We start from the raw sequence: 24,544 nt of genomic DNA, 5'->3' as shown, positions 1-24,544 counted from the left end.
CCGGACCACGACCGCGAGGCGCGGGGAGGGGGGGCAACCCTCCGCCCCGCGCCTTTTTCATTGGCGTAGGCCGAAAAGCCGCGCCGGAACGGAAGGAAACGCCATGAAAAGTTTTAGCCGGGCGGACCGTGTCGTCGAACAGATCCGCCGCGAACTCGCCGAGCTGCTGCACAGCGAGGTCAAGGACCCGCGCATCGGCATGATCACCCTCACCGCCGTGGAGATTTCCCCGGATTACGCCCACGCCAAGGTCTTCTTCACCACCTTGCTGGGGGTCGAGCGGGTGCCGGAAATCCAGGCCGGCCTGAAGAAAGCCTCGGGCTTCCTGCGCCGCGAGATCGGCCGCCGAGTGCGCATCCACACCACGCCGGAACTGCATTTCGTCTACGACGATTCCATCGACCGGGGCGCCAACCTTTCCAAGCTGATCGACGAAGCCGTGGCGGTGACCCGGGAGTCGGAAGCCCGGGACGGCAAATCCGGCGACGAAGGGCAGGGCTAAGTGCAGAAGAAGCGCTGGCAGCGGGTCGACGGTGTCCTGCTGCTCGACAAGCCCCAGGGGCTGTCGTCGAACACCGCCCTACAGCAGGCCCGCCGTCTTTTTTCCGCGGCCAAGGCCGGCCATACCGGCACCCTGGACCCGATGGCCACCGGGCTCTTGCCCCTGTGCTTCGGCGAGGCCACCAAGTTTTCCGCCGACCTGCTGGATGCGGATAAAACCTATGAGGCCGAGGTGTGCTTCGGCGTTACCACCGACACCGGCGATGCCGAGGGCGAGATACGCGAGCGCCGGCCGGTAACGGCCGTGCCGGCGGACCTGCTCGCCCTGGTGCCCCGCTTCACCGGCCCCATCACCCAGGTGCCACCCATGTACTCGGCCCTGAAGCGCGACGGCAAGCCTCTCTACGAGTTGGCCCGCCAGGGGGTGGAGGTCGAGCGTCAGCCCCGCCAGATCACCATCCATGCCCTGGACGTGCTCGACACGGCCTGCGATGAAGCGGGGCACCTTGTTCGGGCCCGCCTGGCGGTCAGCTGCAGCAAGGGAACCTACATCCGGGTGCTGGCCGAGGACATCGGTGCCGCCCTGGGTTGCGGTGCCCACCTGACGGCTTTGCGCCGCACCCGGGTTGGAACCTTGACCCTGGATGGGGCGGCGACCCTGGCGCAGCTGGACGGCCTGGATGAGGCGGCCCGCGCCGCCTGTCTGGCCCCGGTGGATGCCTTGCTTTCCACCCTGCCACGAGTGGATGTGACGCCGGCCCAGCACGGTCCCCTGTCCCACGGTAACCCGGTACCCCGGGAAGCAGCCGGCGATATCGGCAAGGTGCGCATCTACGCCAATGGCGTGCTGCTGGGCATGGGCGAGCAGGGGAGCGACGGCTGGCTGCGCCCCAAGCGCATGGTCCAGGCTGCCGAGGGCAATGCCTGAGGGCGCGCGTTCTCGTTGCCAGTGGCGACGAACCCTCGTATAATCGCGCGCTCTTCTGCCCTGGGCGGAAGATCGATCGGGGCGCCGGCTCTCTCAAACCGGGGTGGTGCCAGCATCCGAAATAAAATGGTTTGACGTTTGAAAGGTAACAAGATGGCTATCACCACCGAACAAAAGGCCAAGATCGTTGGCGACTTCCAGCGCGTCTCCGGCGACACCGGTTCTTCCGAAGTGCAGATCGCTCTGCTGACCGCCCGGATCAACGACCTGACCGGCCACTTCAAGGCGAACGCCAAGGATCACCACTCCCGCCGCGGCCTGCTGCGCATGGTGTCCCGCCGCCGCAAGCTGCTGGACTACCTGAAGCGCACCGACGTGGAAAAGTATCGTTCCGTGATCGAACGCCTGGGTCTGCGCAAGTAATCCGGTCTGGACGACTTGTGCACCAACGAAAAAAGCGGTCGGCCCGTGGGCCGGGCCGCTTTTTTCGCTTTTAACCCGTTGTTTTCATGAGCTTTGGCCGCCGGCGGCCGAATGCTTCGCGGTAGAATTTGACCCGCACCACGACGAATAACTGCTGAAAAAACTGTAAAAGCGAGAAAGGAAAGTTTCGTGTTCAACGTTGCCAAGCAAACTTTTGCCTACGGTACCCACCAGGTCACCATCGAGACCGGCGAAGTCGCCCGTCAGGCCACCGGTGCCGTCATGGTGTCCATGGACGACACCGTCGTCCTCGTTTCCGTCGTCGCCGCCAAGGATGCCAAGCCCGGCCAGGATTTCTTCCCCCTGACCGTCGATTATCAAGAGAAGACCTACGCCGCCGGCAAGATTCCCGGTGGCTTCTTCAAGCGCGAGGGCCGTCCTTCCGAGAAGGAAATCCTCACCTCCCGCCTGATCGACCGCCCGATCCGCCCGCTCTTCCCCGAAGGCTTCTACAACGAAGTCCAGGTGGTGGCCACGGTCATGTCCCTGAACCCGGAAGTGGACGCCGACATTCCTGCCATGATCGGTGCCTCCGCTGCCCTGGCGATCGCCGGCATTCCTTTCCAAGGCCCGATCGGCGCCGCCCGCGTGGGTTACATCAACGGCCAGTACGTGCTGTGCCCCGATGCTTCCACCATGAAGGATTCCAAGCTGGATCTGGTGGTGGCTGGTACCGAAACCGCCGTGCTGATGGTGGAATCCGAAGCCCAGGAACTGTCCGAGGACGTGATGCTGGGCGCCGTGGTGTTCGGCCATGAGCAGATGCAAGCCGCCATCAACGCCATCAACGCCCTGGTGGAAGAAGCCGGCAAGCCCGAGTGGAACTGGCAGGCCCCCGCCCGTGACGAAGCCCTGGTGGCCAAGCTCGAAGGCGTGATCAAGGCCAAGCTGGAAGAGGCCTACAGCATCACCAGCAAGCAGACTCGCAGCCAGCGCGTCAAGGAACTGAAGGCCGAAGCCATCGCCGCCCTGTGCGAAGGTGAGGGTGCTGCCGACGAGGGCATCGTCGCCGACCTGTTCTTCGCCCTGGAAGCCTCCATCGTGCGTGGCCGCATCCTGGCCGGCCAGCCCCGTATCGACGGCCGCGACACCCGCACCGTGCGTCCGATCTCCGTGCGCAACAGCGTGCTGCCCCGCACCCACGGTTCCGCCCTGTTCACCCGTGGCGAAACCCAGGCCCTGGTGGTGGCGACCCTGGGTACCGGCCGCGACGAGCAGATCATCGACGCCCTGGCCGGCGAGTACCGCGACCGCTTCATGATGCACTACAACATGCCCCCGTACGCCACCGGCGAATGCGGCCGGGTGGGTTCGCCCAAGCGCCGCGAGATCGGCCACGGCCGTCTGGCCAAGCGCGCCCTGCTGGCGGTCCTGCCGGCGGCCGACGAGTTCGGCTACTCCATGCGCGTGGTGTCCGAGATCACCGAGTCCAACGGCTCCTCCTCCATGGCTTCCGTCTGTGGCGGCTGCCTGGCGCTGATGGATGCCGGCGTGCCCCTCAAGGCTCACGTGGCCGGCATCGCCATGGGCCTGATCAAGGAAGGCAACCGTTTCGCCGTGCTGTCCGACATCCTGGGTGACGAAGACCACCTGGGCGACATGGACTTCAAGGTGGCCGGTACCGACAACGGCGTGACCGCCCTGCAGATGGACATCAAGATCACCGGCATCACCAAGGAGATCATGCAGGTCGCCCTGGCCCAGGCCAAGGAAGGCCGGATGCACATCCTCGGCATCATGAAGGACGCCGTGGGCGGCCACCGCACCGAGATGTCCGAGTTCGCCCCGCGCCTCTACACCATGAAGATCAATCCGGAGAAGATCCGCGACGTGATCGGCAAGGGCGGCGCCGTGATCCGCGCCATCACCGAGGAAACCGGCACCACCATCGACATCCAGGACGACGGCACTATCACCATCGCTTCCGTCAATGGCGAGGCTGCCCAGGCTGCCAAGAAGCGCATCGAAGACATCACCGCTGAAGTGGAAGTGGGCGCTATCTACGAAGGCACCGTGCTGAAGATTCTCGACTTCGGCGCCATCGTCAGCGTGCTGCCCGGCAAGGATGGTCTGCTGCACATCTCCCAGATCGCCAACGAGCGCGTCAACGCAGTGACCGACTACCTCAAGGAAGGCCAGGTCGTGCGCGTCAAGGTGCTCGAGACCGACGAGAAGGGGCGCATCCGCCTGTCCATGAAGGCCGTGGCTGCGGACGAGGCTTCTGCTCAGCAACAACAGCAGTAAGGCGGTCTCGCCCAAGAAAAAAGGCACCTTCGGGTGCCTTTTTTCATTGGTTGGTGCGTTTCGTGGGTCGGTCGGAGCGATTTGCAACCGGGTTCCTCGGCGGTTCCCATCCCTGGGCCACCAAAACAAACGGGCAGCCCGCAGGCCGCCCGTTGTCGGGAAAGAAAGAGGGGACGCCTTATTTGGCGACCTGCTTCTCCTTGATTTCCTCAAGGGTCTTGCAGTCGATGCACAAGGTGGCCGTCGGGCGGGCCTCTAGGCGCTTCAGGCCGATTTCCACGCCACAGTTGTCGCAATAGCCGTAATCGCCATTGTTGATGCGGTTCAGCGTCTCGTCGATCTTCTTGATCAGCTTGCGCTCCCGGTCCCGGTTGCGCAACTCCAGAGCCATGTCGGTTTCCTGGCTGGCGCGGTCGTTGGGATCGGCGAAGACCGTGGCTTCATCCTGCATGGTATGCACGGTGCGCTCGATGTCTTCCACCAGTTCCTGCTTGAGCGTCTCGAGCATCGTACGGAAATGCTCAAGCTGCTTGGCGTTCATGTACTCCTCACCCTTCTTCGGCACGTAGGGCGGGAATTGCTTGTGGAGCAGATCTTGGGCCATGTTGGAGACCGTAGTTCGTAAAAAGTACGCTTTAATAGCATATTGCTGAGTATGTCGCAAGTTCGTCGGGGGAATGCAACTTTTCGTTTCCGCCAGTTGGCTCCTTCGGCTAACAAATATTGCAAAAATCTATTGACCGACCCGGGGTGCCTCTCTATAATTCGCGGCTCTCGGGGTGTAGCGCAGCCTGGTAGCGCATCTGCTTTGGGAGCAGAGGGTCGCGAGTTCGAATCCCGCCGCCCCGACCAGGTATACCCCGTGCCCTGCAAGGCGCCTGTAGCTCAACTGGATAGAGCAACGGCCTTCTAAGCCGTAGGTTGTGAGTTCGAGCCTCGCCGGGCGCGCCAAGTTTCAATGGCGGCATTAGCTCAGTTGGTAGAGCACTGGATTGTGATTCCAGGTGTCACCGGTTCGATCCCGGTATGTCGCCCCAAGACAAAACCCCGCATAATCGTTCGATTATGCGGGGTTTTTGCTTTTCTACTGCCTATACCCGAAATGCGACGGTTTTCTAGTGTTTGGCGATGGAGGAAGTGAAGGGGGCGCCCATTCCTTCCGCAGAAGGGTAGGGCTTCATAGGGTGCTGATAGTTCGATGATGCATCACTGGAGCCTGGAGTTCGGGTCGTTGGCGTGTCTCTTGGGCAGGATTTGAGGCCATGATCTCCTGTGAGCGCCTCACTTTGGATACGGGTTTGTAATCATGGTGTTTTGTTCGATTAAACGGGAATTTTCTGATTCGACAGAAAAACTCGTAGTTTCGATGTCCGCCAACGCCGCATTTACCTCCCGGGGCTTTTCCCTGACTTACACGTTCTCAGCGTGTCACCGGTACCCCGAAAAAGGCGTGCAGGCTGACCTCCAGAGCCACGAAGCTGAGGATCAGACCGCAGATGACGCCGATGATCCAAATGGAGAACGGATCGTGGAGCAGTTCTTGTACCGTGCTTCGCACTGTGTAAATGGGCGGGAGAGGCGCCATGTCCGCGGTCGTCGCGGTACCTTGCTCTTCCTGGAGATGGGGATGGGGCTCCAAGAGGATGCAGTCGGTAGCCGTGTCGGCTGCGGGGCCTTGACCGGGCCTCTCCCATAGACGGGGTATGTCGGACGGCTGGATCCACATCAGGTCGTCCTTCAACAGCAGGGCTTCCATCGGCCGTCCGGCCAAGGACGAGTGGGGAGGATGTGTGGCGGTGCCGGTAGTCGCGTGGTGCGGGGAATCGTTCCGTGGCGGCATGCCCATTAATTTCCTCCTTTTTCCAGGCATAGCTGGGTGAGCTTGACCAGGTTGATAAAGCGGTGCTTTCCCAGAACGATCGACGGGATGTAGTCCTTTTCGCACATGCCGCGCAGGACGCCTTCGTCCAGCCCCACCACTTCGGCGAACTTGCGCCAGTGCATGATGGGGATAGGCGGCAGCTGAATGATCTGGATGTCTGTCATAATCTCGCCGTTGGACCACTTTGGACCACAATGCGCCACAGAGTCTATATTTGCGAATAAGCAAAATATTTACTTGTGACTCTAGGACAATGGCTTAGATCAGTCAAGCAATATAGTTGCTAATGAGAGAAAGAATCCTGGCCGTCGTTGCGGCGAAAACCGAGCCGCATCGTAAGTTCAAGCAGCTGGAAGAGCTGACGGGCGTCAAGGCTGCATCCTGGAAGGCCGTGTGCGAAGGCCGGCAGCGCGCCAACGAAGAGCACCTTACCGCCATCGCGTCGCGCTGGCCGGAGTATTCCCTTTGGCTGTTGACCGGGCGCGTTGCTCCCGGGGATGGCCAGATCAGCCCGGAAGTGGAACAGTTTCAGGTGTTGGAAAAGCGCTTGCGCTCCTAGGAGGGCATGCCACTGCACCCTGTCGCTTTTCCCCGGCCGGAAGAGTTCTTCCGTTGTGCCCGCCGCTCTTTCTCCGGCGCTGGCGGCACTCCGCGCCATATCGAATCCACTCGCCATTGACATCACCCCACGGGTTGTCAGTACGTCTGCATATAAACATGTGGGTAATTTAATGTCAACGCATGGGGATGGTTCGGCCGTCAACGCGCGTAGGCACAGCTCCTTGGGGAAAAGGGACGCAGCGTGCGTGCCGCGATCATCGGCACGATGAGGGAGCGTGGACTGGCGTACGTCGGCCAACCACAAGATGTGCGGCGGCTAGGAGGGGCCTACTTGTTGCCGGCTTGTTTTGCCGCCGTCTTACGCGGTGCGCCGCAGGACTTGGCCGCGACGCTGGCATTGCCGGATTTGCGTGACGAATGCGGGGTGCCGTCTTGCGCCTCGGCCAGATCGAGCAGGGCGTCGATGGCGCTGATCAGCTTGGCGCCTTGAGGCGTCCGGCTGTCGATCTTTTGCAGCCGTGCTACCAGACGCTCCGTGTCTGCGGAGCCGGTGACATAGGTCGCCCGGGGCTGGGCGGCGCTATGGGCGGATGAGGTGCCGTCGCCATCCTTGCCATAGACCAGCCACAGCACGGAAACCCCAAGGGCAGCGGCAATCGCTTCGTCCCATTCCGACCGTTTGCTGTCGCGCTTGATCAGGTTGGAAAGAGCCTGGGGCGTCAGGTCCGGAACCCGCTCCAACAGGTTGCGGCGTTCCCAGTGCAATTCCCGAAAGCGGTGTTGGATGCGGCTGCCAATGTTCATCCCGGCAGCCTACAACACTTGTTGATAGGGTTTGACACCATGTGTTGATGTTTTGTCAACACCTGTTTCTGTCGCCTGTCTGGGTGCCGTGCCAGGAGGGCTGTGGGTATGTATGTGCCCGCAGGTTGGTACGCTAGGCGGGGAGAAGGGGGCTGCCAGAAGCGGCGGCAGCCCGTTTCCCATCGGCACATGCCAAGCCCGGCAGTGCCCAAGGGCACCGCCGCCGGGTCAGCGGTTCTCCAGTCGGTTGTAGTCGAGCAGGCCGGCCTCGATCGGCTCGCGGCGGGCCAACTCGGCGTGCAGGGCGTCGCTCACCGGCCAGAACTCCGGGTTGCTGCGGCGCACGCCGAAACGATCGACCAGGGCCCGGTAGTTCTCTTCCGAGCCAAGGGCCGCGACGGCCGAGGCAAAGGCCGGCAGGTCGGCCCGGCGCACCCGGTAGATGGCGTTGGGGTAGGCGCCCACCAGGCCGGGTAGTACGTCCAGGCTGTGTTCCCCAGGGACGATGGTCTTGCTTTCCATGAGCAGCTGGGAGACGTTGAGGTGGCCGGTGTTGCGCACCAGACTGACGTATTCGACGCTGTTCCCCGGGCCGTCGATGCGCAGGAAGGCCAGCTCCGGCATCCAGGCCAGGGGCACGCCGCTAATCCGCTTGAGGGCGGCCAGGTCGGAGGCCAGCCGGGAGTCCAGCGGGGCGGCCGGGCCGTTGCTGTCGGTGCGGCTCAAGGCTTGGCCCAGGCGGTCGCGCAGCAGGCCGAATAGTTCGGCCTTGGCGTCCTTAGGGTCGGCGCTGGCGTAGGGGATGCCGGTTTCGCCGTCGAAGAAGGCGTAGCGGCCGTAGACATAGTCCTTGGTGTCTTCCGAAGCGCCCCGGTACCAGTAGTCGCGCAGGGCCATGCGGCTCTCCTTGGGCAGGAGGATGAGGAAATTGAATTCCCCCTCCATGCGCAGGAAATCCATGTACAGGCGGGTGTTGAGCTGGTGGCCGATGTTGCCATACACGTCGTAGCCCGCCACCAGCAGGTAGTGGATGCGCTCGATCAGGGGGTAGGTGAGCACCCAGGCGGTCTTGGGCGGCTCGCCCACCATGCCCTTGAGCACCGTGGCGCTGTCGAAGTGGCGATAGACGGTGAGGGCGGCGTTGGGATTGCGGTCGTCGCCGTTCCAGACCAGGGCCTGGGTCAGCTTGTCCGGTCGGTCGAGGCGCTGGGCCAGGTAGCGGGACTTGGCATCCAGGTAGTTGGCTTCGAGGCGCGAATACTTGAGCCAGGGGCCGAGCACCGGCGCATTGCTCTGCCACTCGGCAGGCATGCTCAGGTTGCGGCTTTCCCGCTCCAGGAAATCGGCGTCGCTTTCCTGGTAGGCGGCCGGGTCGTTGAAGAACACCCAGAAGTGGTCCTCGATCACGTTCAGCGCCGTCTGGCCCCGGCACACCGGCCCCTTGATGAAGCCCATGATGGTGAATTCGGCCTCGTCGAGCATGAAGCGGTAGCGGGCTTCCACCGGCAGGTCGCGGAAGGTGAGGAAGGGGTTGGTGGCCGCCTCGGGCGAGTAGGAGGGCAGCTCATCGACCGGGTAGTCCGGGGCCAGGAACAGCTGGCGCCAGCGGGCCATGCGCGCGTCGCTGAGGGCATAGGGCATGTGGGTCTTCACCGAGATGCTCTCGCGCTCGGGTATCAGGCGGTAATAGACCCGCTCCACCCCCGGGGCGTCGAAGGGGCGCCGGGTGGCGATCAGCCGGACCGGCTCCCCGGGTGGGGTGGCGGAACGCACCAGGCGGAAGAAGTGCCGCTGCTCGGCCTTGGGGCCGTCGGCGAAGTAGAGGTGACCGAGGAACAGGTGCTCGTACAGGTAGCGCGCCGTTAGCCGTTCCTTGAGGGAATCGCCGTTGAAGAAGGCTTCCCAGGCGGCCACCTGGCGGGTGAGGCCGGCGGGCAGGGGCGGGGCCCCCTCGTAGGGGGCGCCCAGTTGCAGCCAGCGCTCGATCTTGGCGGTTTCACCGGCGCTCAGGCCGGGTAGGCCGAAGGGCATGCCCCACAGGGGGTGGTCGGCCTCGAAGCCGTCGAATTCCTCGATGCGCGGGCACTGTTGTTCCCGATCCATGGCGAAATCGAAGGAATCCGGTAGCACCGTGTTTTCCGGCAGGGGGTGGCGGGCCTTGAGGCGCAGCATGCGCGCCAGGGGGCTGGCGTCCAGCTCGGCGGCCGGGTTGCCGGGACGCTCGTTGAGCACCGGGTGGAAATCCTTCTGTCGCCATTCCGAGGGACGCTCGGCGTCGATGAAGAGGCGGGTCAGGGGCGCTTCGAGCAGCCGGGTGCCGTCATAGACCTGGGCCTTGGAGGCGCCCCGGGCGACGCCGTCCCAGGCGCTCAATTTGAGCTGGCAGGGACCGTCGTAGCAGGCGTGGCAGACCACGCAGCGGTTGTCGAGAATCGGCTGGATGTCGCGCCGGTACGAGATCGGCCCCTGGCCGGGCAGGGCGTGGTCGAAGCGGTCCGGCTGTTCCGGGCCGTAGGCCTGGTCCAGGTTGTGGCGGGCCAGGGTCATGCAGCCGGCGAGCAGGGCGGCGGCGAGCAGCAGGGCGGAGGATTTTTTCATCGGCCGGGGCGGTCGGGAAAATGACGAATGGTACGTCAGGCCGCCGGAATTACCGCAGATTCCGGCGCAGAAAATGAAGCGGCCGGCCCATGGGGCCGGCCGAAGGCGCGAGCGTGTGGGACAGCGGCGCCGGGGATCAGTTGCCCGGCAGATCGGCGGCGTTGAGCAGGAAGACGAATTGGTTGCCGCTTTCGGTCTCCAGCCAGGTGAACGGAGTGTCCGGGTAGGCGGCTTCCAGGTCGTCCCGGTTGTGGCCGATCTCCACCACCAGGAGGCCGTTTTCCGTGAGGAAGCGGGGCGCCTCGCGCAGGATGGTATGCACCAGATCCAGCCCGTCCTCGCCGCCGGCCAGGGCCATTTCCGGCTCGCGCCGGTATTCCTCCGGCAGGGTGGCCATGGAGGGGGCGTTCACGTAGGGCGGATTGGACAGGATCAGGTCGTAGCGCTTTTGCGGCAGGGCCTGGTAGAGGTCCGAGTGGTACAGGGTGACCGTGTCTTCCAGGCCGTAGTCGGCCACGTTGAGGCGGGCCACCTCCAGGGCGTCGGTGGACAGGTCCACCGCATCGACCTTGGCGTTGGGGAAGACGTGGGCGGCAACGATGGCCAGGCAGCCGGAACCGGTGCACAGCTCCAGCACGTTCTCGACGGTCTCGGGATCGTCGATCCAGGGGGCCAGGTCGCCGTCGATCATCAGCTCGCCGATGAAAGAGCGGGGCACGATCACCCGCTCGTCCACCCGGAAGCGGTAGGGGCCGAGAAAGGCCTCGCCGGTCAGGTAGGCGGCCGGCACCCGTTCTTCCACCCGGCGGCGCAGCATGTTGAGCACGGCTCCCCGCTCGGCGGCGGTGAGGCGGGCGTCGAGAAAAGCCTCGATGCGCTCCAGAGGCAGGTGCAGGGCGTGGTGCACCAGGTAGGCGGCTTCGTCCCAGGCGTTGTCGCTGCCGTGGCCGTAGAACAGGTCGGCGGCTTCGAAGCGGGTCACGGCAAAGCGCAGCAGGTCGCGCACGGTGCGCAGCTGGGCGCGGGCGTCGTCGTAGTGGTCAATCATGGGCAAGGAGCTTTTCCAGCATGGAGCGGTAGATGGCGGCCAGTTGGGGCAGGGCGGCCAGGTCGATGTGTTCGTCGATCTTGTGGCTGGTGGCGTTCACCGGGCCCACTTCCACCACCTGGGGGCAGATCGGGGCGATGAAGCGGCCGTCGGAGGTGCCGCCGGTGGTGGACACCTCGGTGTCGATGCCGGTGACTTCGCGGATGGCGCTCACCGCCGCATCCACCAGGGGGCCGCGGCCGGTGAGGAAGGGCTTGGCGCCCAGGGTCCAGTCCAGGTCGTAGTCGGCGGGGGCCAGGCCGTGCTTGGCGAGCACGGCCACCAGGCGCTCTTGCAGCCCTTCCGGGGTGCTGGCGGTGGAGAAGCGGAAGTTGAATTTCACCTCCACGGTGCCCGGGATGACGTTGGTGGCGCCGGTGCCGCCGTGGATGTTGGAAATCTGCCAAGTGGTGGGGGGGAAGTATTCGTTGCCCGCGTCCCACTCCACGCCGGCCAGTTCGGCCAGGGCCGGGGCCACTATGTGCACCGGGTTCTTGGCCAGGTGGGGGTAGGCGATGTGGCCCTGGATGCCCTTGACGGTGAGCTTGCCGGAGAGGGAGCCGCGCCGGCCGTTCTTGATCATGTCGCCCAGGGTGCCGACCGAGGTGGGCTCGCCGATAATGCAGCAGTCGAGCTGTTCGCCGCGCCGGGTGAGGGCCTCGACCACGGCCACGGTGCCGTCGGTGGCGTCCCCTTCTTCATCGGAGGTGAGCAGGAAGGCGATGGAGCCGGGATGGTCGGGGTAGGCGGCGACGAATTGCTCCACGGCGACGACGAAGGCGGCCAGGGACGACTTCATGTCGGCGGTGCCCCGGGCGTAGAGCCTGCCGTCGCGGCGGCTGGGGGAGAAGGGCGGGGTGGTCCAGCGCTCCACCGGGCCGGTGGGCACCACGTCGGTGTGGCCGGCCAGCACCACCAGGGGCCGTGCGGTGCCGCGCCGGGCCCACAGGTTTCGGGTGTTACCGCGGTCGATGAATTCGATGGCAAAGCCCAGGGGCGCCAGGCGCGCGGCAATCAGGTCCATGCAGCCGGCGTCGTCCGGGGTGACCGAGGGCCGGGCGAACAGGGCTTCGGCCAGCAGGGTGGTCGGATCGTTGGGATCGAGGTCGGCGGGGGAGGTGCTGGAAGTGCTCATGGATAAAGGGTCTTGAAGCAGCACCCCCGGAATGCGGCCAGGGGCGCGGAGTTTCGCGGGGCGCGGACGAAGGTCCGCGCCAGTCCTCATTCTTCGGCCAGGGTGATCTTGAATTCCTGGAACGAGGGGATGGATTGGGTGAACTCGGTGGCCGTCGGCGTCAGGTCGGTGGCGTCCGCTGCGGCGGGCACGCCCAGGTCCGAGTTGTTGATCAGCCACGACAGGTTGGTGGGCGAATCGGCGTTGGCCAGGGCTTCGTCCAGGGTGATGGTGTTCTCGCGGTAGAGGCGGAACAGGTCCTGCTCGAAGGTCTGGGAGCCGGGGGCCAGGCTCTGTTCCATGGCCTCCTTGATGGCGGTGACTTCGCCGCGCTCGATCAGTTCCTGGATGTGGCGGGTGTTGAGCAGAATCTCCACCGCCGGGAAGCGCTTGCCGTCGGGCTTCTTCACCAAGCGCTGGGAGACGACGGCCTTCAGCGTCACCGACAGGTCCAGGTACAGGGCCGGGCGGTTTTCCAGGGGGAAGAAGTTGATGATGCGGTTGAGCGCGTGGTAGCTGTTGTTGGCGTGCAGGGTAGCCAGGCACAGGTGGCCGGTCTGGGCGTAGGCCAGGGCCGCCTGCATGGTGGCCTTGTCGCGGATCTCGCCGATCAGGATGCAGTCCGGTGCCTGGCGCATGGCGTTCTTCAGGGCCGATTCCCAGTCGGCGGTGTCCATGCCAATCTCGCGCTGGTTGACGATCGACTTCTTGTGCTTGAAGAGAAACTCGATCGGGTCTTCCACCGTCAGGATGTGACCGGAACGGTGGGTGTTGCGGTAGTCCAGCATCGAGGCGATGGTGGTGGACTTGCCCGAGCCGGTGGCCCCGACGAGGAGAATCAGGCCGCGCTTGGCCATGATCAGTTCCGAGAGCACCGGCGGCAGGCCCAACTGGTCCAGGGGCGGGATGTTGCCCTGGATGTAGCGGATGACGATGGAGACCGAGCCGCGCTGGCGGAACAGGTTGATGCGGAAGTTGCCCACGTGGGGAATGCCGAAGGAGAGGTTCATCTCCTTGGTTTCGGCGAAGGCGTGTGCCTGCTCGGCGTTCATCAGCTCGGCGGCGATGCGCTCGATGGTGGCCGGGTCCATGATCTGCTGGTTGACCGGGACCGTGTTGCCTTGAATCTTGATGTGGATCGGCGTGCCGGCGGAAATGAACACGTCCGAGGCCTGTTTCTCGGCCATCAGCTGGAACAGCTTGTCGAGGATCATGCGGGGCTCCGCCAGGGGGTGGGGGCTGGGGTTGAGACGATGCGGGCCGCCCGCAGGCGGCCCGGCAAGGGCGGGATCAGTCGCCGCGCAGCAGGTCGTTGATGCTGGTCTTGGCCCGGGTCTGGGCGTCCACCTTCTTCACGATCACGGCGCAGTAGAGACTGTAGGAACCGTCCTTGGAAGGCAGGTTGCCGGACACCACCACCGAGCCCGGGGGCACGCGGCCGTACATGATTTCGCCGGTTTCCCGGTCGTAAATCTTGGTGGACTGGCCGATGTAGACGCCCATGGAGATCACCGAGCCTTCGCCGACGATCACACCTTCGACCACTTCGGAACGGGCGCCGATGAAGCAGTTGTCCTCGATGATGGTCGGGTTGGCTTGCAGGGGCTCCAGCACGCCGCCGATGCCGACGCCACCGGAGAGGTGCACGTTCTTGCCGATCTGGGCGCAGGAGCCGACGGTGGCCCAGGTGTCCACCATGGTGCCTTCATCGACGTAGGCGCCGATGTTCACGTAGGAGGGCATCAGCACCACGTTCTTGGCCAGGAAGGAGCCGCGCCGGGCGGTGGCCGGCGGCACCACGCGGAAGCCGCCTTGCTGGAAGCGGTGGGTGTCGTAGCTGGCGAACTTGGTCTGCACCTTGTCGAAGAAGCGCAGGTCGCCGGCTTCCTGCACCTTGTTGTCTTCCAGGCGGAAGGACAGCAGCACGGCCTTCTTGATCCACTGGTGGGTGACCCAGTCGCCGTCGATCTTCTCGGCGACGCGCAGCTTGCCGGAGTCGAGCTGCTCGATCACGGCGGAGACGGCTTCGCCGATCTTGGCCGGAGCGGTGCCGGGTTGCAGGCTGGCACGGTTTTCCCAGGCGTCTTCGATGATGTTTTGGTATTCCTGCATGGTGTGCTCTCTGAAAAGGGGAGATGGAAAAAATGGAAATCCGGCGCGCGAAATCGGGGCGACTGCCGGTCAAAAATACCCAGGCCCGCCGCACGGGGCAGGCCTGGGCCGGGATCGGTCGTGCCGGGCCGTGGCGGTCTTGCAGGTCGCCGTTTACAGGCTGCGGGCGAACTGGCGCAGGCGTTCGGCCGCTTCCAGGCACTGCTCCTCGGGAGCCACCAGGGCGATGCGGACGAAATTGGCGCCGGGATTGACCCCGTTCGCCTCCCGGGCCAGGTAGCTGCCGGGCAGCACCACCACATTATATTCAGCATAAAGACGCCGGGCGAAGTCCGTATCGGCGATCGGCGTGCGGGCCCACAGGTAGAAGCCGGCGTCCGGCAGGGCGGTGTCGAGCACGTCGGCCACCAGGGGCGTCACCGCATCGAACTTGGCCCGGTACAGGCTGCGGTTCTCGGCCACGTGGGCCTCGTCCTCCCAGGCCACCACCGAGGCGGCCTGGACGGCGGGCCCCATGGCGCTGCCGTGGTAGGTGCGGTAGAGCAGGTAGTTCTTCATCACCTGGGCGTCGCCGGCGACGAAGCCCGAGCGCATGCCCGGCACGTTGGAGCGCTTGGACAGGCTGGAGAACACCACCAGCCGCTCGAAATTGGCGCGGCCCAGCTTCTGGGCGGCGGTCAGGGCGCCCAGGGGCGGGGCGCCCTCGTCGAAGTAGATTTCCGAATAGCACTCGTCGGCGGCGATGACGAAATCGTAGCGGTCGGCGTAGTCGAACAGGCGCTTCCAGTCGTCCAGGGACAGCACCTTGCCGGTGGGGTTGCCCGGGGAGCAGATGTAGAGCAGCTGCACCCGCTGCCACTCGTCGTCGGACAGGGCGTCCAGGTCGAAGGTGAAGCCGTTTTCCGGCAGGGTGTTGAGAAAGCGCGGCTCGGCGCCGGCCAGGTAGGCCGCCCCTTCGTAGATTTGATAGAAGGGGTTGGGGCTCACCACCAGGGGAACGTAGCCCCGGCTCGGGTCCACCACCGTCTGGGCGAAGGAGAAGAGGGCCTCCCGGGAGCCGTTGACCGGCAGGATCTGGGTGTCCGGGTTGAGGTCCACGCCGAAACGGCGCTCGATCCAGGCGGCGATGGCGCGGCGCAGGGGTGGGTTGCCCTGGGTCGAGGGATAGTTGGCCAGGCCGCCCAGGTTGGCCGCCAGCGCTTCCTTGATGAACGCAGGGGTCGGGTGCTGGGGTTCGCCGATGGAGAGCTTGATTTCCCGCAGGCTTTGGTTGGGAGTCACCCCGGCGAACAGCTGACGCAGCTTTTCGAAAGGGTAGGGGTGCAGCTTGGCGAGATGGGGATTCACGTTGGGGCGCCTCGATGGTTTCCTGGGGCTGGCCGGGGCCGCTGTGCGCCGGTCCGCATGGGGACCGGCCGACGGCGTCCGACGAAACATTCCATTATACGAGAGCCGCCGTTCGGTGGCGGTCCCGCGCTGCGCCCCGGCCCGGCCCGGCAAGGGGCGGCCGGAAGGGCGGAGGGGCCTCGCCGGGCCGCTCCCGGCGCGGGAAAGCACGGGAAAATTGAGGGGAAGGGGCCTTTTCGGCTATCATTCCTTTTTCCCGCAGCACGTTCTCCCATGACCAAGTACGTCTTCGTTACCGGCGGTGTCGTGTCCTCCCTGGGCAAAGGCATCGCTGCCGCCTCGCTGGGGGCGATCCTCGAATCCCGAGGCATCACCGTCACCCATCTCAAGCTCGATCCCTACATCAACGTCGATCCCGGCACCATGAGCCCCTTCCAGCACGGAGAGGTGTTCGTGACCGAGGATGGCGCCGAAACCGACCTGGATCTTGGCCATTACGAGCGCTTCACCAGCGCCAAGATGGGCAAGCGCAACAACTTCACCACCGGCCAGATCTACGAGTCCGTGCTCAAGAAAGAGCGCCGCGGCGAGTACCTGGGCAAGACGGTGCAGGTCATTCCCCACATCACCGACGAGATCAAGGCCCACATCAAGCGTGGCGCCGAGGGGGCCGAAGTGGCCATCGTCGAAGTGGGCGGCACCGTGGGCGACATCGAATCCCTGCCGTTCCTCGAAGCCATCCGCCAGATGGGCATCGAGGAAGGCCGCACCAACACCTGTTTCCTGCACCTCACCCTGCTGCCGTACATTCCCACGGCGGGTGAGCTGAAGACCAAGCCGACCCAGCACTCGGTCAAGGAGCTGCGCGAGATCGGCATCCAGCCCGACGTGCTGCTGTGCCGCGCCGACCGCAAGATTCCCGAGGACGAAAAGCGCAAGATCGCCCTGTTCTGCAACGTGCAGCAGGAAGGCGTGATCGAGGTGCTCGACGCCGATTCGATCTACAAGATTCCGGCCATGCTGCACGACCAGATGCTGGACGAAATCGTCTGCCACAAGCTGGGCATCCTGGCCAAGGCCGCCGATCTGTCCGTGTGGGACCGCCTGGTGGAGGCCATGGAGCATCCCGACCACGAGGTGGACATCGCCTTCGTCGGCAAGTACGTGGATCTGACCGAGTCCTACAAGTCCCTCATCGAGGCCTTGAAGCATGCCGGCATTCACAACCGGGCCAAGGTCAACATCCACTACCTGGATTCCGAGGACATCGAGAAGAGCGGTTGTGGCGCGCTCAAGGGCATGGATGCGATCCTGGTCCCCGGCGGCTTCGGCAAGCGCGGCACTGAGGGCAAGATCGCGGCGATCCGCTACGCCCGCGAGAACAAGATTCCCTACCTGGGCATCTGCCTGGGCATGCAGCTCGCCGTGGTCGAATTCGCCCGCGACGTGGCCGGCATGGCCGGCGCCCACTCCACCGAGTTCGACAAGTCTTCCCCCTTCCCGGTGATCGGCCTGATCACCGAATGGCAGGACCGCTCGGGCAAGATGGAAAAGCGCAGCGAGGACTCCGACCTGGGCGGCACCATGCGCCTGGGCGGTCAGGCCTGCCACCTCAAGGACGGCTCCCTGGCGCGCAAGATCTACGGCAAGGCCGACATCACTGAGCGCCACCGCCACCGCTACGAGGTGAACAACACCCTCCTGGCCGAACTCGAAGCCAAGGGCCTGGTGGTTTCCGGCCGGGCGCCGGGCACCGACCTGTGCGAGATGGTGGAACTCCCCGACGATCAGCACCCCTGGTTCGTCGGCTGCCAGTTCCACCCCGAGTTCACCTCCAACCCCCGCCAGGGCCATCCGCTCTTCTCCGCTTACGTGCAGGCCGCCATGGCCCAGCGTAAGGCGGGCAAGTAAGGCCCGGCCCGCCGTTTCCGGAGGCAGCCCATGAAGCTCTGCGGCGTCGAAGTAGGCCTGGACAAGCCCCTGTTCGTCATCGCCGGACCGTGCACGGCCGAATCCCTCGACCTCTGCGTCGAGGTGGCCGGCACCATGAAGGCGGTGTGCGATCGTCTCGGCATCCCCTACATCTTCAAGGCCTCCTACGACAAGGCCAACCGCAGCTCCGGCAAGTCCCCCCGGGGGCCCGGGCTACAGGCCGGCCTGAAGATGCTCGACGAGGTGCGCCGCCAGGTCGGCGTGCCCATCCTCACCGACGTGCACACCGAGGACGAGGTGTCCGAGGTGGCCGCCGTGGTGGATGTGCTCCAGACCCCGGCCTTCCTCTGCCGCCAGACCGATTTCATCCACGCCGTGGCCGCTTCCGGCAAGCCGGTGAACATCAAGAAGGGCCAGTTCCTGGCCCCGGCGGACATGAAGCAGGTAGTGCTCAAGGCCAAGGAAGCCAACGGCGGCGCCGACACCATCATGGTCTGCGAGCGCGGCGCTTCCTTCGGCTACAACAATCTGGTGTCGGACATGCGCAGCCTGGCGATCATGCGCGACACCGGTTGTCCGGTGGTGTTCGACGCCACCCACAGCGTGCAGCTTCCCGGCGGTCAGGGCACCAGCTCCGGCGGCCAGCGTGAGTTCGTGCCGGTGCTGGCCCGGGCGGCGGTGGCCACCGGCGTGGCCGGGGTGTTCATGGAAACCCACCCGTGCCCGGAAAAGGCCTTCTCCGACGGCCCCAACGCCTGGCCCCTGGACCGGGCCGAGTCCCTGCTCACCACCCTGGCGGCCATCGACCGCCTGGTGAAGTCCGGCCCCTTCGACGAAACCGCCCTGCTGCAAGGAGCCTGAGATGGCCGCTTACCTGATGGCCGAAGCCAAGGTCACCGACCCGGGCGCCTACGAGACCTACAAGCGCCTGGCCCAGGTGGCCATCGCCCAGTACGGCGGCCGCTACCTGGTGCGCGGCGGCGCGGTGGACGTACTCGAAGGCCAGTGGACGCCGCCCCAGCGCCTGGTGCTAGTGGAGTTCCCCTCCGTGGAGCAGGCCAAGAAGTTCTACGATTCCCCCGAATATCGGGCGGCGCGCGACGCCCGCGCCACGGCCGCCGACATGAACATGCTGGTGGTGGCCGGGGTCTGACGCCCGGCGCCGCCGCTGCCGTTTTTATCTTAAGAAAGGGAGTGCAATGAGCGCTGTTGTTGATGTCGTCGCCCGCGAGATTCTCGATTCCCGCGGCAACCCCACCGTTGAAGCCGATGTGCTGCTCGAATCCGGCGTGATGGGTCGTGCCGCCGTGCCCTCCGGCGCCTCCACCGGCTCCCGCGAGGCCATCGAACTGCGCGACGGCGAAGCCGGCCGCTACCTCGGCAAGGGCGTGCTGCGCGCCGTCGAGAACGTGAACACCGAGATCTCCGAGGCCATCATCGGCCTGGACGCTCAGGAACAGGCCTTCATCGACAAGACCTTGATCGACCTGGACGGCACCGAGAACAAGTCCCGCCTGGGCGCCAACGCCATGCTGGCCGTGTCCATGGCCGTGGCCAAGGCCGCCGCCGAGGAATCCGGCCTGCCGCTCTACCGCTACTTCGGCGGCATGGGCCCGATGCAGATGCCGGTGCCGATGATGAACATCATCAACGGCGGCGCCCACGCCAACAACAGCCTGGACATCCAGGAATTCATGATCATGCCCGTGGGCGCCTCCAGCTTCCGCGAGGCCCTGCGCTGCGGCGCCGAAATCTTCCACGCCCTGAAGAAGCTGCTGGACAAGAAGGGCTTCCCCACCGCCGTGGGCGACGAGGGCGGCTTCGCCCCCAACCTGGGCAGCCACGCCGAGGCCATCCAGCTGTGCATGCAGGCCATCGAGAACGCCGGCTACACCCCGGGCCAGGACGTGCTGATCGCCCTGGACTGCGCCGCTTCCGAGTTCTACAAGGACGGCAAGTACCACCTCTCCGGCGAGGGCCTGCAACTGACCTCCGCCCAGTTCGTGGACTACCTGGCCAACCTGGCCGACCAGTTCCCCATCGTTTCCATCGAGGACGGCATGGCCGAAGGCGACTGGGAAGGCTGGAAGCTGCTGACCGACCGCCTGGGCCAGAAGGTGCAGATCGTCGGCGACGACCTGTTCGTCACCAACACCAAAATCCTCAAGGAAGGCATCGAGAAGGGCATCGCCAACTCGATCCTGATCAAGATCAACCAGATCGGCACCCTGACCGAGACCTTCGCCGCCATCGAGATGGCCAAGCGCGCCGGCTACACCGCCGTCATCTCCCACCGTTCCGGTGAGACCGAAGACAGCACCATCGCCGACATCGCCGTGGGCCTCAACGCCGGCCAGATCAAGACCGGTTCCCTGTCCCGCTCCGACCGCATCGCCAAGTACAACCAGCTGCTGCGCATCGAAGAAGACCTGGGCGACACCGCGACCTACCCGGGCCGCGAGACCTTCTACAACCTCAAGTAAGCGGTTGCCGGCATGACGAAGGGAGCGCGAGGACATTAAGCCCTCGCGCTCTTTTTTGATCCGCCGCCTCCCACCACCGCCTCCCACGCTCCACACCCCATGCGCTGGCTATCCGTCGCCCTCCTGGCCGTCCTGGCCTTGCTCCAGTACCCCCTGTGGCTGGGCAAGGGCGGCTGGCTGCGGGTATGGGAGGTGGACCGGCAGCTGGAACAGCAGCGCGAGGCCAATACGCTGCTGCAATCCCGCAACGCCGGCCTGGATGCGGAAGTGCGCGACCTCAAGCAGGGCTTCGACGCCATTGAGGAGCGGGCCCGTTTCGAGCTGGGCATGATCCGCAACGACGAAACCTTCGTCCAGGTGCCGGAGCAGGCCGACGGCGAATCCCCGGCGGCGGCAAAAACCGCGGAGGCTCCGCCGGCCAAGCCCTCGCCGCCGGCATCCCCTGCCAAGGCCGCCATAAAAAAAGCCGGACGCTAGTCCGGCTTTTTTTATGGGCGGGGCCCGTCTGGCAGGTTACTTGTCCAGTTCGATCTGGCCCGACACGGTCACCGTCACCTGGCTCTCGCCGGCTTCCACCGGCATCGGGGCCGAGGCCACGTCGGCCGCCATCGGCGCGGCCATGCGGAACATGGGGCCGGGCATGCGGTTGTGGCTGCTCACCGACAACTGCTTGATCTTGTAGGGCTGGCCCAGGGTGGCCGAGATGCGCTTGGCCCGCGCCTTGAAGGCGGCGATGGCCTCCTCGGTGGCCGCATCCTCGGCCTTGGCCCGGGTGACCGGGGAGGGCACGAAGGACAGGGCGCCCAGGCCCAGGTTGGCGCCTTGCAGCTTGCCGAGCAATTCGGACATGGCGGCGGGATCGGCGGATTCCAGTTGCAGCTCGGAACGCACGCGCCAGCCTTCGACCTTGCCGTTCTTGCCGTAGGTCGGGTAGGTCTGGGTGCCGCCGCTCTGCACCTGCACGGCGCCGTAGTTCTTGGCCAGGCGCAACGCCTCGGCCAGCTTGGCGTTGACCTGCTTGCCCGGCTCGCCCGGGGTGGCGCCGCTGGCTTCGGTGAACACGCTGGCCCGGGCCAGGTCGTTGGGGGCGGTGCGGCTGGCTTCGGCGGAGAGCTCCACGGTGGTGTCCGCCTGGGCCGCCGTGGCGCCGAGCAGGGCGGTGCCGGCGACGATCAGGGGCAGCAGGACGCGGGCGCCGTGGCGGCGGGGCGCGGCGGGAACGAGGGGGAACGTGCGGTCAGGACTCATGGCATCTCCTGTGACAAATGAATGGCCATTCTAGGCGCGGGCGCCGTTTCCGTCTGTGGCCGGAATGTGCGCCGGGTGTGACGGACGGTAAATGGATCGGGCGTGGCGGGCAACCGGATTGCAACGGGGGCGGTAGCGGCGCTTGGGGGGCTCCGCTAGAATTCCCCTATCGCCCCTTTCACATTGCCAAAGCGGCGCGGGACGGGATGTACCCGCCCCAGCCCGCCGAACGGCAGCCTTCCGGAGTTTTGCATGACCCAGACCATTCTCAAGAATACCGTCGTCACCCTGGACTACAGCGTGACCGACCCGGACGGCAACGTGGTGGACCCGGGCGAAAAGCCCATGGTGTACCTGCACGGCGGCTACGGCGACATCTTCGACAAGATCGAGGAAGTCCTCCAGGGCAAGAACGTGGGCGAGACCATCAAGGTCAAGCTCCAGCCCGAGGAAGCGTTCGGCGAGTACGACCCGGAACTGGTCCAGATCGAGCCGCGCAACCGCTTCCCCAAGGAACTGGAAATCGGCATGCAGTTCGAGGGCGCGCCCGAAGAGTCCGACGAGGATGACTTTATCCTTTACCGGGTCACCGACATCGCCGACGACAAGGTGGTGCTCGACGGCAACCACCCCCTGGCCGGCACCGCCCTGGTGTTCACCGGCACGGTCATGGAAGTGCGCCCCGCCAGCGAGGAAGAAATCGCCCACGGCCACGTCCATGAAGACGATGACGACGAGGACGACCTGACCCTGAGCATCGGCACCAGCCACTGACTTGCGGCCCGCCAGCGCCCCGCCCAGCGGCGGGGTGCCGTCCGAACGCCACCGCGCTGCGGTGGCGTTTGCGTTTATGCAGGGCCTGGGTGCGCTGGGGAATCGATATGAAAAAGGTCGCCCGGAGAGGGGCGGCCTGGATAGCGGCGGGGGCGGGCGTGGCGATCAGCGCAGTAGCCGGCCGTCCTGGTTGAGGATGGTGATGTCCACGTAGCGGGAACCGGCGTGGTTGTTGGGGGAGAAGCTCAGGACCAGCCCCCCCAGGTCGAAGTCGCGGATGGTTTCCAGGGCGTCGCGCACCTTCTTGGGCGTCGGGTTCGGGCCGGCCCGCTTGAGGGCTTCCACCAGCACCTTGGCGCCGACATAGCCCTCGGCCACGGTGTGGTTGAGTTCGATGTCCTTGGGCGGGAAACGATGGAAGGCCTCCGCCAGTTCCCGGGCCAGGGGCGTGGTGCGGGCCAGGGGGTCGGGCACCACCTGGACCACCGACAGGCCCCGGGCGGTGCCGTTGCCGATCAGCTTGGCCACCTGGGGGCCGTCGGTGACCGACAGGGCCACCAGCTGGGCCATGTTGCCGGCGGCGCGCAGCTGCTTCATGAACTCGGCCGAGGCGGCGGTGTTGGACACCATGATCACCGCCTGGGGATCGGCGGCGGCGATGGCCTTGACCGCCGTTTCTACCTTGGTGGTGTTCTTCTCGTAGCCGCCCTTGGCCACCAGGGTGGCGCCGGCGGCCTTCAGGTAGGACTCGGCAGCGGCCAGGCCGTCCTGGCCGAAGGGGTCGTCCTGGTAGAACACGGCGATGCGCTTGAAGCCGATGGGCACGAACTGGTCCACCACCTTCTTTACCTCGTCGGCGTAGGTGGCCCGGGTGACGAACAGCCAGGGGTAGGGCGGCTTGACCAGGGCCTGGCCGCCGGAGCGTACCGTGACCAGGGGAATGCCCAGCTCGGCCAGCACCTTCTCCTTGATCAGGGCTTCGCCGTTGCCGGTGCCGACCACGCCGAAGAAGGCAACGGGCTGGGCCTCCTTGGCCAGTTCGCGCACAATCCGCACGGTTTCCGGAGCCTTGTAGCCGTCGTCCCGGGACACCAGGCGCAGCTTGGCGCCGTGGACGCCGCCGGCGGCGTTGACCGCGTCGAAGTAGATCTGGGCACCGGCGCGCAGGCCCTTGCCGGTGGGGGCCAGGGGGCCGGAGAAGGGGGCGGACTGGGCGATCACCAGTTCCCCGCCGCCCGATGGGGCGGCAGGCGGCGCGGCCTGGGCGGCAAAACCGAGGCCCAGGGCCAGCAGGGGAAGGCGGCGCAGGAGGCGCAGGGAGCGTTTGGCAGGTTTGCCGAGCGGGCGGAGGAAGATGCGGTGCATGGTATCCCCTGAAAAATTATATTTATTCCGAATTCTATTGCAGAACCGTTACCGCCGGCAGCCCAGGATGCCTCAGCGGGGCGGCCAGGGGCGGCTCTCGAAGCGGAACAGCTCCGGGCTGGCCGGGTCGATGATGCCCTTGACCCAGCCCATGATCGGATAGCCGTAGGTTTCCACCCGGGTGAAGCGTAGCAGGGGCTGGCGGGTCACCGGGTCCCGCAGCGGGTGGTCGATGCGGTGCCAGTGGGTGTCGCCGTGCACCACCACTACTGGGCCGTCGAAGGCCAGCACCTGGGTCTTGAGCAGGTCGAGGAATTCCCGGTAGCCCTGGTGGGCGAGGCCGCCTTCGTAATGCTTCCAGCCCGGGTTGGCCTGCATCACCACCACCACCCCCCGGGATTTTTCGTTGCGGGCCAGGGCGAAGGATTCCTCCAGCCAGGCCAGGTTGGCGGCGTTGCGCCGGACGAACTCGGGGTTGGGCAGGGGGCCGGGGCCGTAGTTGTTCTCGCTGCCGGTGACGTTGACCGTGACGAAGCGCACCGGCCCCAGGGTCCAGCGGGCGTTTTCGCGCAGCTCGGCCTGCTGCTCGTAGGGCAGGCGCTTTTTGCCCAGGGACTGGCCGTCGGCGAAGAACAGCCGGCGCAGGAAGCCGAGCCGTTCCTCGGGCCGGAAATGGCCGGCGGCCAGGCGGTCGCAATCGGTCCACTCGTTGTCGCCGGGGGTATAGAAAAGGGGTACCGGCGAGGCGTCGAGCAGGGCGTGGCGCTCGCGCAGCAGGGTGTCGGCGCAGGATTCCCGGCCGCCCTTGATGTCGCCGTCGTGGACCGCGAAGGCCACGTTTTCGGCGCCGATGGCGGCGAGCATCCGGGGCAGCTCGGCCCGCTCGTGGGCCGAATAGGGCACGTCGCCGATCAGGGCAAAGGTGTAGCGCTCCTGGGCGGCGGCGGAGGTGCACGCCAGCGCCACTGCCAGGGCGGCGAGGAGTCTTGCGCCCATGGGGGCGGTCCGTGTGCGGAGCGCC

24 protein-coding genes and 3 tRNA genes are annotated in these 24,544 nt (G+C 65.7%); 14 read left to right on the top strand and 13 right to left on the bottom strand.

All coding sequences use genetic code 11. The features are described from left to right. Positions 1–103: 103 nt before the first annotated feature. The 4 genes from rbfA (at position 104) to pnp (ending at position 4,156) form a co-directional block, all read left to right on the top strand. Positions 104–502, top strand: a complete 399-nt coding sequence (gene rbfA / locus LWW89_RS12630; protein WP_293264687.1) for a 30S ribosome-binding factor RbfA — start codon at positions 104–106, stop codon at positions 500–502. Beyond that, on the top strand, positions 503–1,429 hold the full coding sequence (gene truB, locus LWW89_RS12625; RefSeq protein WP_293264686.1) for a tRNA pseudouridine(55) synthase TruB: 927 nt from the start codon (positions 503–505) through the stop codon (positions 1,427–1,429). A gap of 153 nt (positions 1,430–1,582) precedes the next feature. After that, positions 1,583–1,852, top strand: coding sequence for a 30S ribosomal protein S15 (gene rpsO, locus LWW89_RS12620; RefSeq protein WP_293264685.1), 270 nt, complete (start codon positions 1,583–1,585; stop codon positions 1,850–1,852). A 189-nt stretch (positions 1,853–2,041) separates the two neighbouring features. Continuing rightward, positions 2,042–4,156 (top strand): polyribonucleotide nucleotidyltransferase, encoded by a 2,115-nt coding sequence (gene pnp / locus LWW89_RS12615; protein WP_293264683.1) that lies wholly within the window; start codon positions 2,042–2,044, stop codon positions 4,154–4,156. Between the two features lie 178 nt (positions 4,157–4,334). On the opposite strand, the gene dksA is transcribed toward pnp, so the two are convergent. Then, positions 4,335–4,760, bottom strand: coding sequence for an RNA polymerase-binding protein DksA (dksA, locus tag LWW89_RS12610; RefSeq protein WP_293264681.1), 426 nt, complete (start codon positions 4,758–4,760; stop codon positions 4,335–4,337). A 171-nt stretch (positions 4,761–4,931) separates the two neighbouring features. Here dksA and LWW89_RS12605 point away from each other — a divergent pair. The 3 genes from LWW89_RS12605 to LWW89_RS12595 all read left to right on the top strand — a co-directional run bounded on the left by LWW89_RS12605 (position 4,932) and on the right by LWW89_RS12595 (position 5,193). Then, positions 4,932–5,008 (top strand) — tRNA-Pro (locus LWW89_RS12605). A 22-nt stretch (positions 5,009–5,030) separates the two neighbouring features. Then, positions 5,031–5,107 (top strand) — tRNA-Arg (locus tag LWW89_RS12600). A 10-nt stretch (positions 5,108–5,117) separates the two neighbouring features. Then, positions 5,118–5,193, top strand: a tRNA-His gene (locus LWW89_RS12595). 383 nt (positions 5,194–5,576) lie between these two features. On the opposite strand, the gene LWW89_RS12590 is transcribed toward LWW89_RS12595, so the two are convergent. Both LWW89_RS12590 and LWW89_RS12585 read right to left on the bottom strand, forming a co-directional pair. Then, the gene (locus LWW89_RS12590) at positions 5,577–5,912 is read right to left on the bottom strand and encodes a hypothetical protein (protein ID WP_293264679.1); all 336 of its coding nucleotides are present in this window, start codon (positions 5,910–5,912) and stop codon (positions 5,577–5,579) included. An 89-nt stretch (positions 5,913–6,001) separates the two neighbouring features. Then, on the bottom strand, positions 6,002–6,202 hold the full coding sequence (locus LWW89_RS12585) for a hypothetical protein (protein ID WP_293264677.1): 201 nt from the start codon (positions 6,200–6,202) through the stop codon (positions 6,002–6,004). A 122-nt stretch (positions 6,203–6,324) separates the two neighbouring features. Here LWW89_RS12585 and LWW89_RS12580 point away from each other — a divergent pair, with 122 nt between their 5' ends. Next, the gene (locus tag LWW89_RS12580) at positions 6,325–6,597 is read left to right on the top strand and encodes a hypothetical protein (RefSeq protein ID WP_293264675.1); all 273 of its coding nucleotides are present in this window, start codon (positions 6,325–6,327) and stop codon (positions 6,595–6,597) included. A 329-nt stretch (positions 6,598–6,926) separates the two neighbouring features. Here the strand turns inward: LWW89_RS12580 and LWW89_RS12575 are convergent, their stop codons facing one another. The 7 genes from LWW89_RS12575 to dapC all read right to left on the bottom strand — a co-directional run bounded on the left by LWW89_RS12575 (position 6,927) and on the right by dapC (position 15,721). Further along, entirely contained in the window at positions 6,927–7,403 is a 477-nt protein-coding gene (locus LWW89_RS12575; RefSeq protein WP_293264673.1) for a hypothetical protein, read from the bottom strand. Between the two features lie 228 nt (positions 7,404–7,631). Further along, positions 7,632–10,001, bottom strand: a complete 2,370-nt coding sequence (locus LWW89_RS12570) for a fatty acid cis/trans isomerase (RefSeq protein WP_293264671.1) — start codon at positions 9,999–10,001, stop codon at positions 7,632–7,634. Positions 10,002–10,137: 136 nt separating this feature from the next. Further along, positions 10,138–11,049, bottom strand: a complete 912-nt coding sequence (gene prmB, locus LWW89_RS12565; protein WP_293264669.1) for a 50S ribosomal protein L3 N(5)-glutamine methyltransferase — start codon at positions 11,047–11,049, stop codon at positions 10,138–10,140. Continuing rightward, entirely contained in the window at positions 11,042–12,223 is a 1,182-nt protein-coding gene (gene dapE, locus LWW89_RS12560) for a succinyl-diaminopimelate desuccinylase (RefSeq protein WP_293264667.1), read from the bottom strand. The genes prmB and dapE overlap by 8 nt, the downstream gene beginning before the upstream one ends. An 86-nt stretch (positions 12,224–12,309) precedes the next feature. Beyond that, positions 12,310–13,476: a PilT/PilU family type 4a pilus ATPase gene (locus LWW89_RS12555; protein WP_293264665.1), complete on the bottom strand. Its 1,167-nt coding sequence runs from the start codon at positions 13,474–13,476 to the stop codon at positions 12,310–12,312. A gap of 76 nt (positions 13,477–13,552) precedes the next feature. Next, positions 13,553–14,374, bottom strand: coding sequence for a 2,3,4,5-tetrahydropyridine-2,6-dicarboxylate N-succinyltransferase (gene dapD / locus LWW89_RS12550; protein ID WP_293264663.1), 822 nt, complete (start codon positions 14,372–14,374; stop codon positions 13,553–13,555). A 153-nt stretch (positions 14,375–14,527) separates the two neighbouring features. Beyond that, on the bottom strand, positions 14,528–15,721 hold the full coding sequence (dapC, locus tag LWW89_RS12545; RefSeq protein WP_293264661.1) for a succinyldiaminopimelate transaminase: 1,194 nt from the start codon (positions 15,719–15,721) through the stop codon (positions 14,528–14,530). Positions 15,722–15,994: 273 nt separating this feature from the next. Between dapC and LWW89_RS12540 the strand changes: the two genes are divergently transcribed. From LWW89_RS12540 to ftsB, 5 genes are all read left to right on the top strand, one after another. Next, positions 15,995–17,632 carry a CTP synthase gene (locus LWW89_RS12540; RefSeq protein ID WP_293264659.1) on the top strand — a complete coding sequence of 546 codons (1,638 nt, stop codon included), beginning with the start codon at positions 15,995–15,997 and terminating at the stop codon, positions 17,630–17,632. A gap of 30 nt (positions 17,633–17,662) precedes the next feature. Further along, the gene (gene kdsA, locus LWW89_RS12535) at positions 17,663–18,514 is read left to right on the top strand and encodes a 3-deoxy-8-phosphooctulonate synthase (protein WP_293264657.1); all 852 of its coding nucleotides are present in this window, start codon (positions 17,663–17,665) and stop codon (positions 18,512–18,514) included. Position 18,515: 1 nt separating this feature from the next. Continuing rightward, positions 18,516–18,806 (top strand): DUF1330 domain-containing protein, encoded by a 291-nt coding sequence (locus LWW89_RS12530; protein WP_293264655.1) that lies wholly within the window; start codon positions 18,516–18,518, stop codon positions 18,804–18,806. A 46-nt stretch (positions 18,807–18,852) separates the two neighbouring features. After that, positions 18,853–20,136, top strand: a complete 1,284-nt coding sequence (gene eno / locus LWW89_RS12525) for a phosphopyruvate hydratase (RefSeq protein ID WP_293264653.1) — start codon at positions 18,853–18,855, stop codon at positions 20,134–20,136. A gap of 99 nt (positions 20,137–20,235) precedes the next feature. Next, positions 20,236–20,613 carry a cell division protein FtsB gene (gene ftsB, locus LWW89_RS12520; protein WP_293264651.1) on the top strand — a complete coding sequence of 126 codons (378 nt, stop codon included), beginning with the start codon at positions 20,236–20,238 and terminating at the stop codon, positions 20,611–20,613. 36 nt (positions 20,614–20,649) lie between these two features. Here ftsB and LWW89_RS12515 read toward each other — a convergent pair whose 3' ends face one another. Continuing rightward, positions 20,650–21,384 carry an SIMPL domain-containing protein gene (locus LWW89_RS12515; protein ID WP_293264649.1) on the bottom strand — a complete coding sequence of 245 codons (735 nt, stop codon included), beginning with the start codon at positions 21,382–21,384 and terminating at the stop codon, positions 20,650–20,652. A gap of 252 nt (positions 21,385–21,636) precedes the next feature. Between LWW89_RS12515 and LWW89_RS12510 the strand changes: the two genes are divergently transcribed. Next, positions 21,637–22,158, top strand: a complete 522-nt coding sequence (locus tag LWW89_RS12510) for a peptidylprolyl isomerase (RefSeq protein ID WP_293264647.1) — start codon at positions 21,637–21,639, stop codon at positions 22,156–22,158. A gap of 165 nt (positions 22,159–22,323) precedes the next feature. On the opposite strand, the gene LWW89_RS12505 is transcribed toward LWW89_RS12510, so the two are convergent. Together LWW89_RS12505 and LWW89_RS12500 are read right to left on the bottom strand one after the other, a co-directional pair. Further along, entirely contained in the window at positions 22,324–23,523 is a 1,200-nt protein-coding gene (locus LWW89_RS12505; protein ID WP_293264645.1) for an ABC transporter substrate-binding protein, read from the bottom strand. A 72-nt stretch (positions 23,524–23,595) separates the two neighbouring features. Continuing rightward, complete coding sequence (locus LWW89_RS12500) at positions 23,596–24,519, bottom strand: hypothetical protein (RefSeq protein ID WP_293264643.1); 924 nt, start codon at positions 24,517–24,519, stop codon at positions 23,596–23,598. Between the last annotated feature and the right edge of the window lie 25 nt (positions 24,520–24,544).

This window comes from Oryzomicrobium sp., from assembly GCF_021287045.1.
GTDB lineage: Bacteria > Pseudomonadota > Gammaproteobacteria > Burkholderiales > Rhodocyclaceae > Oryzomicrobium.
The sequence above is the reverse complement of the archived record's forward strand: the minus strand, read 5'-3'. Positions and strand labels throughout refer to the sequence as shown.